Genomic DNA, 15021 nt, shown 5'->3' on the forward strand with positions numbered 1-15021 from the left:
AGGACTCAGAACCTCTCCGGATACACAAGGGCGAGGACGAGGTAACCCAGCAGGGAGACGGCCACGACGAGGCCGACGATGTTCTCGGCAGTCACAGCTTCGTCACCCCCCGGGCGATGAGAGCCACCAGCGCGAACACCGCGACCGTGGCGAAGACGAAGGCCAGATCGGCCATCGTGAGCTCCTGGATGAAGTGATGAGATGGGAATCGGCCGTGTGGCCGGTCATGAGCTAACCGCGTCTTCACCAGGGCGTTAAGACGTCTTGACGGGGTTCATACGGGCGCGGGGGAACCCTTAACGCAGCTCTGACGCGAGAGACCGACGCCGACCGGGTCGGCCCGGCCCGCGCCCCGGCGGGCTGTCAGGGCGGCCTCTCGGCCTCGTGTCAGGAGCGCGTGAAGAGTGGGGCGGCGACCGTATGGATACCGCCAAGAACACTGGCGATCCGGCCATGCCGTTCCGACTCTGTCCTCACCTTCGCCCCACTTCGTGCTCGTCGAAGCGGGGGAGCCGGTCCCCGCCGACGGGGACGTGGTCGACGGAGCGGCGATGGTGGACGAGTCCGCCGTCACCGGTGAATCGGCCCCCGTGCTGCGGGAGTCGGGAGGCGACCGGTCCGGGGTCACGGGCGGTACGACCGTCCTGTCCGACCGCATCGTCGTACGGGTCACCTCGCGCCCCGGGAACAGCTTCATCGACCGGATGATCGCCCTGGTCGAAGGGGCGTCCCGGCAGAAGACCCCGAACGAGATCGCGCTGAACATCCTGCTGGCCGCCCTCACCGTGATCTTCATCCTGATCGTGGTCGGCCTCCAGCCGATGGCCGCGTACGCGGGAGCCGCCCAGTCGACGACCGTGCTGGTGGCCCTGCTCGTGACGCTCATCCCCACCACCATCGGCGCCCTGCTCTCCGCGATCGGCATCGCGGGCATGGACCGCCTCGTCCAGCGCAACGTCCTCGCGATGAGCGGACGCGCCGTCGAGGCCGCCGGCGACGTGAACACCCTGCTGCTCGACAAGACCGGCACCATCACCCACGGCAACCGGCAAGCCGCGGCCTTCATCCCGCTGCCGGGCGTGGAAGACATCAAGCTCGCGGACGCCGCGCAGCTGTCCTCCCTCGCCGACGAGACCCCGGAAGGCCGGTCCGTCGTCGCCCTGGCCCAGGAGTACGGGCTCCAGCCGGTCGCCCAGGAGGACCTCAGCAACCCCCGCTTCACCGAGTTCAGCGCCCGCACGCGGATGAGCGGCGTCAACCTGAGCTGGGACAACGGCGCCGGCTGCGCCCTCCGCAAGGGCGCGGTGACGCAGGTCTGCGACTGGGTGGTGGCGCGCGGCGGGACCGTACCGTCCGAGGCCGCCGCATGGTCGGCCGCCGTGTCCCGGTCCGGAGGCACGCCCCTCCTGGTGGCGGTCCACGACTGGGACGGGCCGAGGGTCCTCGGCATCGTCCACCTCAAGGACGTCGTCAAGGAGGGCATCCGGGAGCGGTTCGAGGAACTGCGGCAGATGGGGATCCGTACGGTCATGGTGACCGGCGACAACGAGCTGACCGCCCGCGCCATAGCCGCCGAGGCCGGCGTCGACGAATACGTCGCCGAGGCCACTCCCGAGGACAAGATGGCCCTCATCAAGCGGGAGCAGGCGGGCGGCAGGCTGGTCGCGATGACCGGTGACGGCACCAACGACGCCCCGGCCCTCGCCCAGGCCGACGTCGGCGTGGCCATGAACACGGGCACCACGGCCGCCAAGGAGGCCGGGAACATGGTGGACCTGGACTCCAACCCCACCAAACTCATCGACATCGTCGAGATCGGCAAGCAGCTCCTCATCACCCGAGGCGCCCTGACCACCTTCTCCATCACGAATGACGTCGCCAAGTACTTCGCGATCATCCCCGCCATGTTCGCCGCGGCCTACCCGGGGCTCGGCGCGCTCAACATCATGGGGCTGAGCAGCCCGACCTCTGCCATCACCTCGGCGATCATCTTCAACGCCCTGATCATCGTCGCCCTCATCCCCCTCGCCCTGCGCGGCGTCCGCTACCGCCCCGCCTCCGCGCACGACCTGCTGCGCCGCAACCTCGGCGTCTACGGTCTCGGCGGCCTGATCCTGCCGTTCGTCGGCATCAAGCTCATCGACCTGGTGGTGTCCACCGTTCCCGGCCTCGGCTGAACTTCCCGGTGCGTGCATCCACTACGCCGCAGGTGGCTCCAGGCGTTAAGGACGCGTCAGGATTTGCTCGCCCGCGTGCGTGAGTGATCAGTCTGCGTACGCTTGCTCAGCCGTCGATGCCGATGGCTGAATCTTTGCCGTACGACAGGAGCTCCCCACGATGGCCACCCCTGCCCGCTCCTCGCGCCTGCGCGCGTGGATGCTGGAAGGCTTGACCGCCCAGACGGGTTCGCCCGCCGCCAAGGAATCGGCGGCCCAGCCCCATGGCCGGCCGTGGTGGCGGGTCATGTGTCTGACGGGTCTGGACTACTTCTCCACCCTCGGCTACCAGCCCGGTATCGCGGCGCTCGCGGCCGGTCTGCTGTCGCCGCTGGCGACCATCGTGCTCGTGCTGCTGACCCTGTTCGGCGCGCTGCCCGTCTACCGGCGGGTGGCCGAGGAGAGCCCGCACGGCGAGGGCTCGATCGCCATGCTGGAGCGGCTGCTGACGTTCTGGAAGGGGAAGCTGTTCGTCCTGACCCTGCTCGGGTTCGCGGCGACCGACTTCCTCATCACCATCACCCTGTCGGCTGCCGACGCGACCGCGCACCTGGTGGAGAACCCGCACCTCACCAGCACCCTGCACGGGAACGAGGTGCTGATCACCCTGATCATGATCGCGCTGCTCGGTGCCGTGTTCCTCAAGGGGTTCAGCGAGGCCATCGGCGTGGCGGTGGTCCTGGTGGTCACCTACCTGGGGCTGAACGTCGTGGTCGTGGCCGTGGGCCTGTGGGAAGTGGTCAGCGAACCGCAGGTCGTCACCGACTGGACGACGGCACTGACCACTGAGCACGGCAACCCGTTCATGATGATCGCCATCGCACTCATCGTGTTCCCGAAGCTCGCGCTGGGCCTGTCCGGGTTCGAGACCGGTGTGGCGGTCATGCCGCACGTCCAGGGCGACCCCGGAGACACCGAAGAGAAGCCCGCCGGACGGATCCGCGGCGCCAAGAAGCTGCTGACCACGGCCGCCGTGATCATGAGCATCTTCCTCATCACCAGCAGTTTCATCACCACGCTGCTGATCCCGCCCGCCGCGTTCCAGCCGGGCGGCGAGGCCAACGGCCGCGCCCTCGCCTACCTGGCCCACGAGTACCTCGGCTCCGCCTTCGGCACGGTCTACGACATCTCCACGATCCTCATCCTGTGGTTCGCCGGTTCCTCGGCCATGGCGGGTCTGCTGAACCTGATGCCGCGCTACCTGCCCCGCTACGGCATGGCCCCGCACTGGGCCCGGGCCCTGCGGCCGATGGTGATCGTGTTCACCCTGGTCGCGTTCCTGGTGACGTGGATCTTCGACGCCGACGTGGACGCGCAGGGCGGCGCGTACGCCACCGGTGTCCTCGTCCTGATCACCTCGGCGGCCGTCGCCGTGACCATCGCCGCCCGCCGGGCGGGGGAGCGCGGCTGGACGATCGGCTTCGGCATCATCTCTGCCGTCTTCATCTACACCACGGCCGTCAACGTCGTGGAGCGGCCGGACGGCGTGAAGATCGGCGCCTGCTTCATCGGCGGCATCATGGCGCTCTCCCTCCTCTCCCGCCTCGCCCGGGTCTTCGAGCTGCGCGTCACGCACGTGGAGTTCGACGACATGGCGCAGCGCTTCATCAGGGACACCGCCAACCGCACGATCCGCTTCATCGCCAACGAGCCCGACAACCGGGACCTCGACGAGTACCGGCAGAAGAAGGAACAGATCCGCGCGGACAACGACATCCCGTCCGAGGACGACGTGGTGTTCGTCGAGGTCACCGTCCTGGACGCGTCCGAGTTCGAATCCGGCATGCGCGTACGCGGCGAGGTGCTGCACGACCGCTACCGCGTCCTGACCCTGGAGAGCTCCAGCATCCCCAACGCGCTGGCCGCCCTCCTCCTCCACGTACGGGACGAGACCGGCCAACGCCCGCACATCTACTTCGAGTGGACCGAGGGCAACCCGATGGCCAACTTCCTGCGGTTCTTCCTCTTCGGTCAGGGCGAGGTCGCCCCCGTCACCCGCGAGGTCATCCGCGAGGCCGAACCGGACCGCGCCCGCCGCCCCCACGTCCACGCCGGCTGACCCGGTCGACGCGGCGGGGGTCGGCGGTCGCGCGGCAAGGCGTAAGGCCGGTCACTGCGCCGGGACGGCGCAGGCGGGGAAGTGCTGTTCGGCGTCGTCGTAGACCGCCAGTCGCCATCCGGTGGCGTCGAGGGCAGGCCGCAGGTTGGGTTCGGGCCGGGGTTCTGGTAGGCGAAGCGGTCTTCCCACGCGCCGGAGCGCTGGGTGAAGAAGGCCCGGGTGACGACCGCGCTCGGGGCCCTCACACTGCGCACCGGGGGCTAGCCCCACCTGGAGCCGGCGGGTAGCAGGATCGTTCCGGGCGGTCGCATCCGGACATGCTGGGCCCGGCACATACCGCTGGTTTCGCAACGATTCCCCAGGAGTTGGCCCGTGCGTGAGCAGGAATGGCAGAGGCTTCGTTCGTCCGGGCGACGGCGGCGAGCCGGTCGGCGCAGAACCCTGCACGCGGCGGTCGCGGTGGCCGTGGGCGTCATGACGATGGGGGTCCTGTCGCCGCCCGCGGCCTCCGCCGCCAGGCCGGACACCGTCCAGCAGGGCCTGAGCGCGCTGGTGCGCTCCGACGGCCTGCCCGCCGCACTGGCGAGCGTCACGGACCGTGAGGGCCGCACCCGTACCTACACCGCGGGGGCGGGAGACCTGGCCACCGGCTCGAAGGTGCCGGTCGACGGTCAGGTGCGGATCGGCAGCAATACCAAGACGTTCACCGCGGTGGTCGTCCTGCAACTGGTCGGTGAAGGGAAGATCGGCCTCGACGCCACGGTCGACACCTATCTGCCGGGCCTCGTCCGCGGGGAGGGGATCGACGGACGCCGCATCACCGTCCGTCACCTCCTGCAGCACACCAGCGGACTTCCCGAATACGAGGAAGACGTCACCGACGGCATCCTTCAGCACCGGTACTTCGAACCCCGCGACCTCCTGGACATCGCTCTCCAGCGCAAGGCCGACTTCGACCCCGGGACGAAGTGGGCCTACAGCAGCACGAACTACCTACTGGCCGGCCTGATCGTCCAGAAGATCACCGGCCGGCCCCTCGCCGAGGAGATGGACCGGCGCGTCATCAAGCGCATCGGGCTGCGCCACACCTACTTCCCCGCCCCCGGTGACATGACCGTCCGGGAACCCCATCCCAAGGGCTACCGCAGGGATGCGGCGGGAGCGCCCCTGCGCGACGTCACGGAGATAGACCCCTCCGCGGCCTGGGCGGCAGGCCAGATGGTCTCCACCAACTCCGACCTCAACCGGTTCTTCACCGAGCTCCTGGCCGGCAGCCTCCTCCCGGAGGCACAGCTCACCCAGATGCGCACCACGGTCCCCATCGGGGACACCGGTGCCGGCTACGGACTGGGGCTCATGAGCAGGCCGCTGTCATGCGGCGGTATCTACTGGGGCCACGGCGGGGACATCCCGGGCTACGAGACCCGGGGCGGAGTCACCGACGACGGCCGAGCCGCCGGCGTCGCGGTGACCGGCATCCCGACCGACGGGGCAGCCACGAAGCACCTCGAGAGTGTCGTGGACACGGCCCTGTGCCGCTGAACCGCGCCTACCAGGGACCGCCGACGGGTCGGGAGCCTGGTGCGAGATCCCGATGACGTCCCGGTCGGCCGATGAGCGGCCGACCGGGACATCGGGCTCAGGCGAGGTCGAACCTGTCGAGGTTCATCACCTTGTCCCACGCCGCCACGAAATCACGTACGAACTTCTCTCCCGCGTCCTTGGCCGCGTAGACCTCCGAGACGGCGCGGAGCTGGGAGTGCGAACCGAAGACGAGGTCGACGGCGGTGGCGGTCCACTTGGCCTCGCCCGTGGCGCGATCCCGCCCTTCGAACACGTTCTCGGTCGAGGTCGACGCCTTCCACTCCGTACCCATGTCGAGCAGGTTGACGAAGAAGTCGTTGGTCAGCGTCTCCGGCCGGTGGGTGAAGACGCCGTGCGGGGACCGCCCGAAGCCGGTGTTCAGGGCCCGCATGCCGCCGGTCAGAACCGTCATCTCGGGTGCGGTCAGTGTCAACAGGCTGGCGCGGTCGAGGAGGAGGGTCTCCGGCGACAACTTCTCTCCCGCACGGAGGTAGTTGCGGAACCCGTCCGCCCTGGGTTCGAGTACGGCGAACGTCTCCACATCGGTCTGCTCCTGCGAGGCGTCCGTGCGCCCCGGTGCGAACGGGACCGTGATCTCGTGCCCGGCGTTCTTCGCGGCCTGCTCGACGGCCGCGCACCCGCCCAGGACGATCAGGTCGGCGAGCGAGATCTTCGTTCCGCCGGTCTGTGAGCGGTCGAAGTCCTGCCGGATCCGATCGAGGGTCTGCAGCACCTCGGTCACCTCGGGCCGGTCGTTGACCTCCCAGTCCTTCTGCGGTGCGAGTCGAATCCGCGCCCCGTTGGCTCCGCCGCGCTTGTCGGTGCCGCGGAAGCTCGCCGCCGACGCCCAAGCGGTGGTGACCAGTTGGGAGATGGACAGTCCTGAGGCGAGGATCGTGCTCTTGAGAGCGGCGATGTCGCCCTCCGCGACCAGCTCGTGATCGACCTGGGGGACGGGGTCCTGCCACAGCTGCGGCTCGGGAATCCACGGCCCGAGGTAACGCGAGAGGGGTCCCATGTCGCGGTGCAGCAGCTTGTACCACGCCTTGGCGAAGGCCTCCGCGAGCCTGTCCGGGTTCTCGTGGAAGCTCTTCGTGATCGGCCCGTAGACCGGATCCAGCTTCAGCGAGAGGTCCGTCGTCAGCATCATCGGGGCGTGCCTCTTCGACGGATCATGGGCATCGGGCACCGTGCCCTTGGCCGAGGGATCCGTGGGAGTCCACTGATGCGCACCGGCCGGACTCGTCGTCAGCTCCCAGTCGTACCGGAACAGGTTGTCCAGGTACCCGTTGTCCCACTTCGTCGGCTCGGTGGTCCAGGCGCCCTCAAGGCCACTGGTGAGCGTGTCGACCCCCATGCCGCTGCCGTGCGTGTTCCGCCAGCCGAGGCCCTGCTCCTCGAGGGGGCCGGCCTCGGGCTCCGGGCCGATGTACGAGGGGTCGACCGCACCATGGCACTTGCCGAACGTGTGGCCGCCGATGATGAGCGCGACCGTCTCCTCGTCGTTCATCGCCATACGCGCGAACGTCTCGCGAATGTCCCGGGCGGCAGCCATCGGATCCGGATTACCGTTGGGCCCTTCCGGATTGACGTAGATCAGTCCCATCTGCACGGCACCGAAAGGACCGGAGAGTTCCCTGTCGCCGCTGTAGCGCTCATCTCCGAGCCATGTGTCCTCGGGCCCCCAGAAGATTTCCTCGGGTTCCCAGATGTCCTCCCGCCCGAAGCCGAAACCGAACGTCTTGAACCCCATGGATTCCATGGCACAGTTTCCTGCGAAGACCAGAAGGTCTGCCCATGAGATTTTCCGTCCGTACTTCTGCTTGACCGGCCAGAGCAGACGGCGCGCCTTGTCGAGGCTCGCGTTGTCCGGCCAGCTGTTGAGCGGGGCGAAGCGCTGAGCGCCGGAGCCGCCGCCGCCCCGGCCGTCCTCGATGCGGTACGTTCCCGCGGCATGCCAACTCATCCGGATGAAGAGCGGCCCGTAGTGGCCGTAGTCGGCAGGCCACCAGTCCTGCGACGTCGTCATCAGCGCGAAGACGTCCCGCTTCAGCGCGTCGAGGTCCAGGGTCGCGAACTCTTCCGCGTAGTCGAAGTCCTCACCCATCGGATTGGACCGGGGCGAGTGCTGGTGGAGAACCTGAAGGTCCAGCTGGTTCGGCCACCAGTCCCGGTTCGTCCTGGGGCGACTCGGCGCCGGGGCCGGGGAGGGGATTACTGGGTTCTCGCTTTCGCTGCCGGACACGTCCGTCCCTCTTCCTGTCTTGGTGTTTCCATCTGCTGGTTGCTTGCTGCCTGCTCTTGAATCGGCGTCCGTATGGTCGCGCACCGCGGACCGCACTGCTACGAGAACACGCAGGGCGCCCCGCGTAACAAGAAGTCAAAGTCCAAAGCCGTCAGTTCTCGCACCTGCTGATCACGTCCAGAAGGTCGGACCGTCCGCTTCCCACCAGAAGCCGGATACATGTCGGTAAACTTCTGTTGTCCCGCCGAGCCTGAACAGGTGAACCGAAATGAGTGACTTGCTGGAGCGACTGCGAGGCCGTGGCTGGCGCATGACGTCCCAGCGGCGTGTCGTCGCGGAGGTCCTCGACGGCGAGCACGTGCACCTCACGGCCGACGAGGTGCACGCCCGCGCGGCGCGGCTGCTGCCCGAGATCTCCCGGGCGACCGTCTACAACACCCTGGGCGAACTGGTCTTGCTCGGTGAGGTTGCGGAGGTCTCCGCCCACGGCCGCGTGAAGCGCTATGACCCCAACGCGCACCACCCGCACCAGCACCTGGTGTGCTCCGGCTGCGGCGTGATCCGCGACGTCCACCCGACCGGCGATCCGCTGGCCGGCCTCCCGGCGGAGGAGCGGTTTGGCTTCACGGTGTCCGACGTCGAGGTCACCTACCGCGGGCTGTGCCCCTCCTGCGTACCCGGTCCGCCGCACGTGTGATCTTGATCGGCGCCTGCGTCGACCGGCTCGCGGACCGGGCCGGAGCGGAGCTGTGGCCACCGCCACCGCCCGCGGGCTCGGGCTTCGCGGCGCGGGCGTACCGGTGTGCCGCGACCCCCCAGCACAGACCGAAAAGCAGCCAGTACGGCGACCACAGCAGCAGGTCCCAGTAAGCAAGGGTGCGCGCGAGTTCCGGGTCGGCGGGGGCTGCGGAGGCACGCCCGGTCAGCAGGCGCAGGTCGCCGATGAACCCGTAGCCCAGGAGTCCGACCGCGCGCGCCACCATGAACACGCATCCGGCCCAGGCTCCGCAGAGCAGTGCCGCGCGGCGGAGCCTTCCGTGCGGCTGGAAGCGGCCGGAAAGGTGGAGCGCGGCGGCCATCCCGACCAGGGCGAGCGCCACCGACCCCCAGTGCCCGGTCACCACGCCCCCGCCGCGAGCCAGCAACTCGGCCCGGGCGTCGGGCGGCAGGGGGGTCTGACGGACGAGGAACTCGCCGCCCAGGGCCCAGTCGAGCTTCATCGCCCCGTACGCGAGCGCGCACCCGAAGGCCACGTGGGCCGCGGCCGCCCGCGACCGCATCCTGGTTCCCGTCCCCGTCCCCGTCCCCGTCCCCGTAGCCGTCCCCGTCCGGCGGGTCATCGCGTCTCTGCCTTGCGCGGTGCGCGCGTCCGCAGGAAGTACGACACCCCGACGACGCCCCAGGCGGCGAGCTGGGCCGCCGGAGCCACCCCGTCGGCCACGATGCCCCACCCGCCGGACACCGGGTCGAGACCCTCGCGGCGCAGGGTGATCACCGCTCCGAGAGCCTGCATCACCAGGGCGACCGCGAGGGCGCCCAGCACCATCCAGCGCGGAATCAGCGCGCCCCAGCGCGTGACGGTCGCCGCCGCGACGGCCGCCGCCACCGCGCCCAGGAACGCGTTCCCCGCCTGTGCGAGCGCGGGGTGCTCGAAGCGTGCTTGCACCGACTCGGGCGCCGGGTGGCCGGGCATCCCTATCTCGCCGCGCGCCGCCATGTACACCTTGATCCCCGAGTACACCAGCATGAACGCGACGGCGAGGCCTGCGGCCAGCCACACGAAGCGCCCTGCGGGCGCGGGCCGCGCGGGTGCGAACAGCGTCCGGCGGGCCTGGTCTGCGTACCTCTCAACGGTCATGTTCCCCATGCTGTCCGGGGCAGCCGGGCGTCGCGTCCTGCCCGAGGAGCAGCAGCCTCCCCCGAGCGGGGGAGGGGCACCCGCTACTCGGGTGCAACCGGCCTCATCCCAACCGTCCCAGGGCCGTGAGTACCCGCGCCGCGCCGTCCTCCTCGGCGATGCCGGCGGCCAGGCGGCGGGAGCGGGCGCGGAAGGCCGGGGTGCGGGTGACCGCGACGATCGCTTCGGCCAGCCGGGGCGCGGTCAGGCGCTGGTAGCGCAGGGGCGGTGGGGAGACACCCAGGGCGGTGAGGCGGCCGGCCCAGAAGTGCTGGTCCAGCTGGACCGGGACCGGTACGGCCGGGACTCCGGCGCGCAGACCCGCCGCGGTCGTCCCCGCGCCCGCGTGGTGGATCACGGCGGCGGTGCGCGGGAACAGCCAGGCGTGCGGGACCTCTTGCACGGTGAGCAGCTCGTCTCCCTCGGCGTGCAGGCCGGTCCAGCCGGACTGGACGATCCCGCGGACCTTCGCGCGTCGCAGGGCCTCGGCGAGCAAGGCGCTCAGCCGCTCCGCGTCGGCGGCGACGAAGCTGCCGAATCCGGCGAACACCGGAGGGGGTCCCGCGTCGAGGAAGTCCAGCAGCCGCGGGTCGGGCTGCCAGCCGGGCGGTGTCGCGGGCCACCAGTAGCCGCAGACACGGTGGCGTTCGGGCCAGTCGGCGGGGCGCCGGACGATCCGGGGGCTGAAGCCGTGCAGGACGAGGCGGTCGCGCGGCAGGCCCAGCGGTCCCCCGAACCTCCGTGGTGGCAGCCCCAGTTCGCGACGGAGTCCGCTCACGGCGGGGGCGAAGATCCGGTCGGTGGCGGCCCACAGGGCTCGTGCGGCCAGCCGGTTGCCGTGCGGCCCGAACGAGCGGGCCGCGGTGACCAGGGGTGGAAAGGCCGCGGTGGGTTCGATGGGCTGGAGGTAGACGCCGAGGGCCGGCAGCCGCATCGCCTCGCCGAGCGCCGAGCACATGGGGTCGGTGAACGTGGAGCTCAGCAGCACGTCGGCGCCCTGCCGTACGGCGTCCACGACGCCCGAGGTGAGCCGGGGCATGAACTCCTGGGCCATGCGCATCAGTCGGGCCATGGCCACGGGCGGGCTGACCGCCCTGGCCAGTGACCGGCCGGCCGCGGACGCCAGTACTTCACGGGGGTCCACGGGCAGGGCGCGGAAGCCGATTCCGTGGGCGGTGACGGCGTCCCGGAAACGGACGTGCGTGGCGATGGCCACGTCGTGGCCGGCGGAGCGCAGTCGCACGCCCAGTCCGGTGTACGGGGCGACGTCGCCCCAGGATCCCGCGGTCACGATCAGTACGCGCACCGCATCAGGATGTCAGGCCCAGACGCCGGCGGCGGCATCCCCGCCGCGCCGAGAACACGTGGGCCGTGGGCCGGTTTCCGCCCGAGAGCGTCGTCGGTCGCGCTCACCGCCGCGTTGACGGGTTTCGGCGGTGTCACGCGGCACGCGGTCACCGCCCACGACCGCCCCCGCTACCTCGTGCGGGCCGCGCCGGGGAGGAGGAAAGCGCGCCGCTCCTCGGCGGTCAGCTCGCGGAAGAGGCGGGACCGGGTACGTCGCAGCAGGGCGTCGGAGTCGGCGGCCGACACGTCCCAGATCCGCACCGTGCGGTCGCGCGACGCGGTCACCAGGCGGGAGCCGTCCGGGTGCCAGTCCAGGCCGTTGATCCAGTCGGCGCCCACCGCCACGACCGCGAGCTGGGTGGCCGTACCAGGATCCCAGAGGCGGACGGTGCGGTCCCGGGAGGCGGAGGCGATCCGGGTGCCGTCCGGCGACCAGACCACACGCTGCACCCGGTCCTCGTGGCCGGTCATGACCGCGAGTTCGGTGCCGGCGAAGGGGTCCCAGAGGCGAAGCGTGCGGTCGCGGGAGCCGGTGACGAGCCGACGGCCGTCCGGCGACCAGTCGATCTTCCAGGCGTGGTCCTCGTGGCCGCGCAGGACGGTGACCGTCTCACCGGAGCCGGTGTCCCAGACGATGACCGTCCGCCCGGTGCCGGAGGTGGCGAGATGGCGGCCGTCCGGGGACCAGGCCGTGCCGGTGAGCCAGTCGTCCTGGCCGCGGGCGCGGCGCCCGGCCGGCAGGACGTGGCGGACGTCCCCGGTGGCGGCGTCCCAGATCCGTACCGTGCTGTCGCGCGAGGCGGTGGCGACCCGGGTGCCGTCCGGCGACCAGGAGATGTCCGACAGCTCGTCCCGGTGGCCCCGCAGCGTACGGGTGGTCCCGCTACCGGGACGCCACAGGAGGGCCCGTCCGTCGCGCAGGGCGGCCGCCACCCGGGTGCCGTCGGGCGACCAGGCGACGTCCGCGACCTCGCCGACCGGGCCCAGTACGCCCGTCGGCCGGCCCGCGTGCGCGTCCCAGACGCGGGCCGTGCCGTCCTGGGAGGCACTGGCGATGTGCGCGCCGTCCGGCGACCAGGCGGCCTGCCACACCGAATCCTCGTGGCCGTACAGGGTGTTCGTGGCTTCGCGGACGTCCCAGACCGCGAGGACGCGGTCGCGGGAGGCGCTGGCGAGCCGCTCCCCGTCGGGCGACCAGGCGAGGTCGTACACGGTGTCGGTGTGGCCGCTCAGCCAGAGTCCGGCCTCGGCGGCCGTGGCCTCGCCGGCCGCGTCCTCGGTCTCGGCGCCGTCGGGGAGTTGCCAGACGCGCACGGTACGGTCCTGGTCGCCCGCGGCCAGCCGCCGTCCGTCCGGGGACCAGGCCAGGCAGTTGAGGCCGTCGAGGCTGTCGAGCCGATGCCGTACGGTCCAGGAGGCGGTGGACCAGATCCGCACCGTGCGGTCCTTGGACGCGGAGGCGAGGCGGGACCCGTCCGGGGACCAGCGGACGGATTCGACCGTGTCCTGATGGTCCCGCAGCACCCGGAGGGACTCACCCGTCGCCGCGTCCCAGATCCGTACGATCGCGCCCTCGCCCGCGCTGGCGATCCGGCCGCCGTCGGGGGACCAGGCCACGCTCCACACCGTACGGGTGTGCCCCCGGAGGGCGGAGACCTCGGCGTACGAGGCCGCCGGTCCGGTGTCCCACACCCGCAGCACGCGGTCGCTGCCCGATGAGACGAGGCGGCTCCCGTCGGGTGCCCAGGCGACGCTGGTGACGCCCTCGGCGCGGCCGCCGGCCGTTTCGCCGTGCCGCAGGTCGGCCAGGAGCGCCCAGGTCCCGGTGTCCCAGACGCTCACCATCCCCTCACGGGCGCCGCACGCGATCCGGCGGCCGTCGGGCGACCACGCCATGGAGCGGATCCAGCCGCCCTGTTCGATGTGGACGGCCGGCCCGGCCGCGTCGGCTTCGGCACCCGTCGTGTTCCACACCCGCAGGCCTCCCTCACCGGAAGCGGCCGCCAAGCGGCTCCCGTCGGGCGACCAGGCCGTACCCGTTACGGCGCGCTCGAAGCACCGGTGGGCGGTGCGGAGCCGGGAGGCGCCGAGCGCGGTCCGCAGTGCCTGGGCGAGCGCCGGCGTCAGCCCGCACTCGTCGGCCGCCGCGAGCCCCGCCGCCATCGCCAACTCCGGTTTGTGTTCCGTGCTTTCGAGCACCCGGAGGGCGACTGCGTCCGCCGTGCGCGCCATCGTCGCCCGGTCCGCCCGCGCCGAGCGGTCGAGGAACTCCGCGACCAGCGGCGCCGTGCCCAGCGACCGGGCGGCGCCGTCCAGCCACTGCCGGGCCAGGGTCAGCCGCTCGCCGGTCAGCAGGTAGGCGTCCGGGCGTCCGGCGTGCTCCCAGTCCTGGGCCCAGCGCTCCAGCTCGGTGCGCCGGCGCAGCTCTTCGGTGCGGGCGGCGACCGCCTGGCTCAGCGGCGGCCAGCGCCGGAACAGGGCCTCGTGGGCCACGTCCAGCGTGCCCCCGTCACCGGTCAGCAGCCGGCCGGCCACGAAGGCTTCGGCGACTTCCCGTTCCGCCGGTTCCAGGTCGGCGCGCGGCACCCGGCGGCGGGTGGGCTCGCTGCGGTCGACCGTGACGAACCGCAGCAGGGTGGCGAGGACGGGAGCGGCCGCACCCAGCTCCGCCGTGATCCTGTCCGCCCGGTCGGACAGGGCGCCGGCCACGCCGCCGAGGGCGCGGTACGTCTCGTCGGTCACCGTACCGCCGGATCCGCCGGCCCGCAGGTAGAGCTCTTGCAGGGTGTACGCGAGCAGCGGGAGCGCGTCGCCGCCCCCGCAGTCGTCGACCATGCGGGCGACGACCCCGGGAGCGAAGGAGAGGCCGGCCTGTTCGGCGGGCCGCTCGATGACCTCGTACAGCTCCTCGCGGCCGAGCGCGCCGATCGCCATGGGGTCCCGTACCAGCTCGGCGCATCCGGTCTCCAGGAAGGCCGTGAGGAAGTCGGAGCGCAGGGTGGCGACCACCCACAGCTGCGGATCCCGGCGCAGGGCCGCGCGCAGGGCGGCCAGGAAGGCGGTGCGCTCCTCGGGACCGGACAGGGTGAGCAGCTCCTCCAGCTGGTCGACCACGAGCAATGCGGGCCGGGCGTCGGGCAGTTGCTCCAGTCGCCGGTGCAGTGCGCCGACCGGGTCCACGCCGGGCGAGAACGGCTCGGCGACCGTCCAGCGCCTGCGCCGCCGGGCCAGCGCGGGCAGCAGGCCGGCCCGTACGAGGGAGGACTTGCCGCTGCCGGACGGCCCGATGACGCTCACGCACCGCGCCGCCCGGCCGGGCGCCACCGGGTGCAGCCGGCCGACCAGCTCGGCGACCTCACGGTCACGGCCGAAGAACACGGCCGCGTCGGCCTCGGTGAAGGCTTCCAGCCCCGGATACGGCGGCTGGTCGGAGTCCCAGGTACGCCGGACGGCGACCGGCCGGTCGAGGTAGTGCAGCCAGACCTGTCCGACGACGAGGACCAGCAGCGCGACGCCGATCAGCGGCACGGACCAGGTCCGCAACAGACGCAGGGGTAGCGGTACATGGCCGTCCCCGCTGGTCGCGTAGTTCGTCGCGATGGCCAGCAGGGCCCCGACGAGGACGAGCAGGACATCGAGTACGAGTTTGAGCGGCCGCCGATCCACACCCCCA

General features: G+C 71.4%; 10 protein-coding genes. 4 read left to right on the forward strand and 6 right to left on the reverse strand.

Going from position 1 to position 15021, the window contains the following annotated elements:
* Window positions 1-5 precede the first annotated feature (5 nt).
* On the reverse strand, window positions 6-95 hold the full coding sequence (gene kdpF / locus ACGFYQ_RS11085; RefSeq protein WP_063789431.1) for a K(+)-transporting ATPase subunit F: 90 nt from the start codon (window positions 93-95) through the stop codon (window positions 6-8).
* A 396-nt stretch (window positions 96-491) separates the two neighbouring features.
* On the opposite strand from kdpF, the gene kdpB reads away from it, so the two are divergent.
* From kdpB to ACGFYQ_RS11100, 3 genes are all read left to right on the forward strand, one after another.
* A complete protein-coding gene (gene kdpB, locus ACGFYQ_RS11090) occupies window positions 492-2177 on the forward strand; it encodes a potassium-transporting ATPase subunit KdpB (RefSeq protein ID WP_393742313.1) in 1686 nt (561 codons plus the stop codon).
* A 160-nt stretch (window positions 2178-2337) separates the two neighbouring features.
* Window positions 2338-4275, forward strand: coding sequence for an amino acid transporter (locus ACGFYQ_RS11095; RefSeq protein WP_393742315.1), 1938 nt, complete (start codon window positions 2338-2340; stop codon window positions 4273-4275).
* 474 nt (window positions 4276-4749) lie between these two features.
* Window positions 4750-5817: a serine hydrolase domain-containing protein gene (locus ACGFYQ_RS11100; RefSeq protein ID WP_393742317.1), complete on the forward strand. Its 1068-nt coding sequence runs from the start codon at window positions 4750-4752 to the stop codon at window positions 5815-5817.
* A 97-nt stretch (window positions 5818-5914) separates the two neighbouring features.
* On the opposite strand, the gene katG is transcribed toward ACGFYQ_RS11100, so the two are convergent.
* A complete protein-coding gene (katG, locus tag ACGFYQ_RS11105) occupies window positions 5915-8104 on the reverse strand; it encodes a catalase/peroxidase HPI (RefSeq protein ID WP_393742319.1) in 2190 nt (729 codons plus the stop codon).
* Between the two features lie 268 nt (window positions 8105-8372).
* Between katG and ACGFYQ_RS11110 the strand changes: the two genes are divergently transcribed.
* Window positions 8373-8801, forward strand: coding sequence for a Fur family transcriptional regulator (locus ACGFYQ_RS11110; protein ID WP_393742321.1), 429 nt, complete (start codon window positions 8373-8375; stop codon window positions 8799-8801).
* On the opposite strand, the gene ACGFYQ_RS11115 is transcribed toward ACGFYQ_RS11110, so the two are convergent.
* The 4 genes from ACGFYQ_RS11115 to ACGFYQ_RS11130 all read right to left on the reverse strand — a co-directional run bounded on the left by ACGFYQ_RS11115 (window position 8749) and on the right by ACGFYQ_RS11130 (window position 15014).
* Window positions 8749-9384, reverse strand: coding sequence for a DUF3995 domain-containing protein (locus tag ACGFYQ_RS11115; RefSeq protein WP_393742323.1), 636 nt, complete (start codon window positions 9382-9384; stop codon window positions 8749-8751). The genes ACGFYQ_RS11110 and ACGFYQ_RS11115 overlap by 53 nt on opposite strands.
* A gap of 56 nt (window positions 9385-9440) precedes the next feature.
* Window positions 9441-9962 carry a hypothetical protein gene (locus tag ACGFYQ_RS11120; protein WP_393742325.1) on the reverse strand — a complete coding sequence of 174 codons (522 nt, stop codon included), beginning with the start codon at window positions 9960-9962 and terminating at the stop codon, window positions 9441-9443.
* Window positions 9963-10065: 103 nt separating this feature from the next.
* On the reverse strand, window positions 10066-11307 hold the full coding sequence (locus ACGFYQ_RS11125; RefSeq protein WP_393742327.1) for a glycosyltransferase: 1242 nt from the start codon (window positions 11305-11307) through the stop codon (window positions 10066-10068).
* A gap of 170 nt (window positions 11308-11477) precedes the next feature.
* Entirely contained in the window at window positions 11478-15014 is a 3537-nt protein-coding gene (locus ACGFYQ_RS11130) for an AAA family ATPase (protein ID WP_393742329.1), read from the reverse strand.
* Between the last annotated feature and the right edge of the window lie 7 nt (window positions 15015-15021).

Source organism: Streptomyces sp. NPDC048258 (assembly GCF_043201995.1).
Taxonomy (GTDB): Bacteria; Actinomycetota; Actinomycetes; order Streptomycetales; family Streptomycetaceae; genus Streptomyces.

What these genes read in the sequence shown, in the direction of transcription:
- ACGFYQ_RS11120 (WP_393742325.1), bottom strand. Translation starts at nt 9,962, where the DNA reads ATGACCGTTGAGAGGTACGCAGACCAGGCCCGCCGGACGCTGTTCGCA.
- ACGFYQ_RS11100 (WP_393742317.1), top strand. Translation starts at nt 4,750, where the DNA reads ATGACGATGGGGGTCCTGTCGCCGCCCGCGGCCTCCGCCGCCAGGCCG.
- ACGFYQ_RS11110 (WP_393742321.1), top strand. Translation starts at nt 8,373, where the DNA reads ATGAGTGACTTGCTGGAGCGACTGCGAGGCCGTGGCTGGCGCATGACG.
- ACGFYQ_RS11095 (WP_393742315.1), top strand. Translation starts at nt 2,338, where the DNA reads ATGGCCACCCCTGCCCGCTCCTCGCGCCTGCGCGCGTGGATGCTGGAA.
- ACGFYQ_RS11115 (WP_393742323.1), bottom strand. Translation starts at nt 9,384, where the DNA reads ATGCGGTCGCGGGCGGCCGCGGCCCACGTGGCCTTCGGGTGCGCGCTC.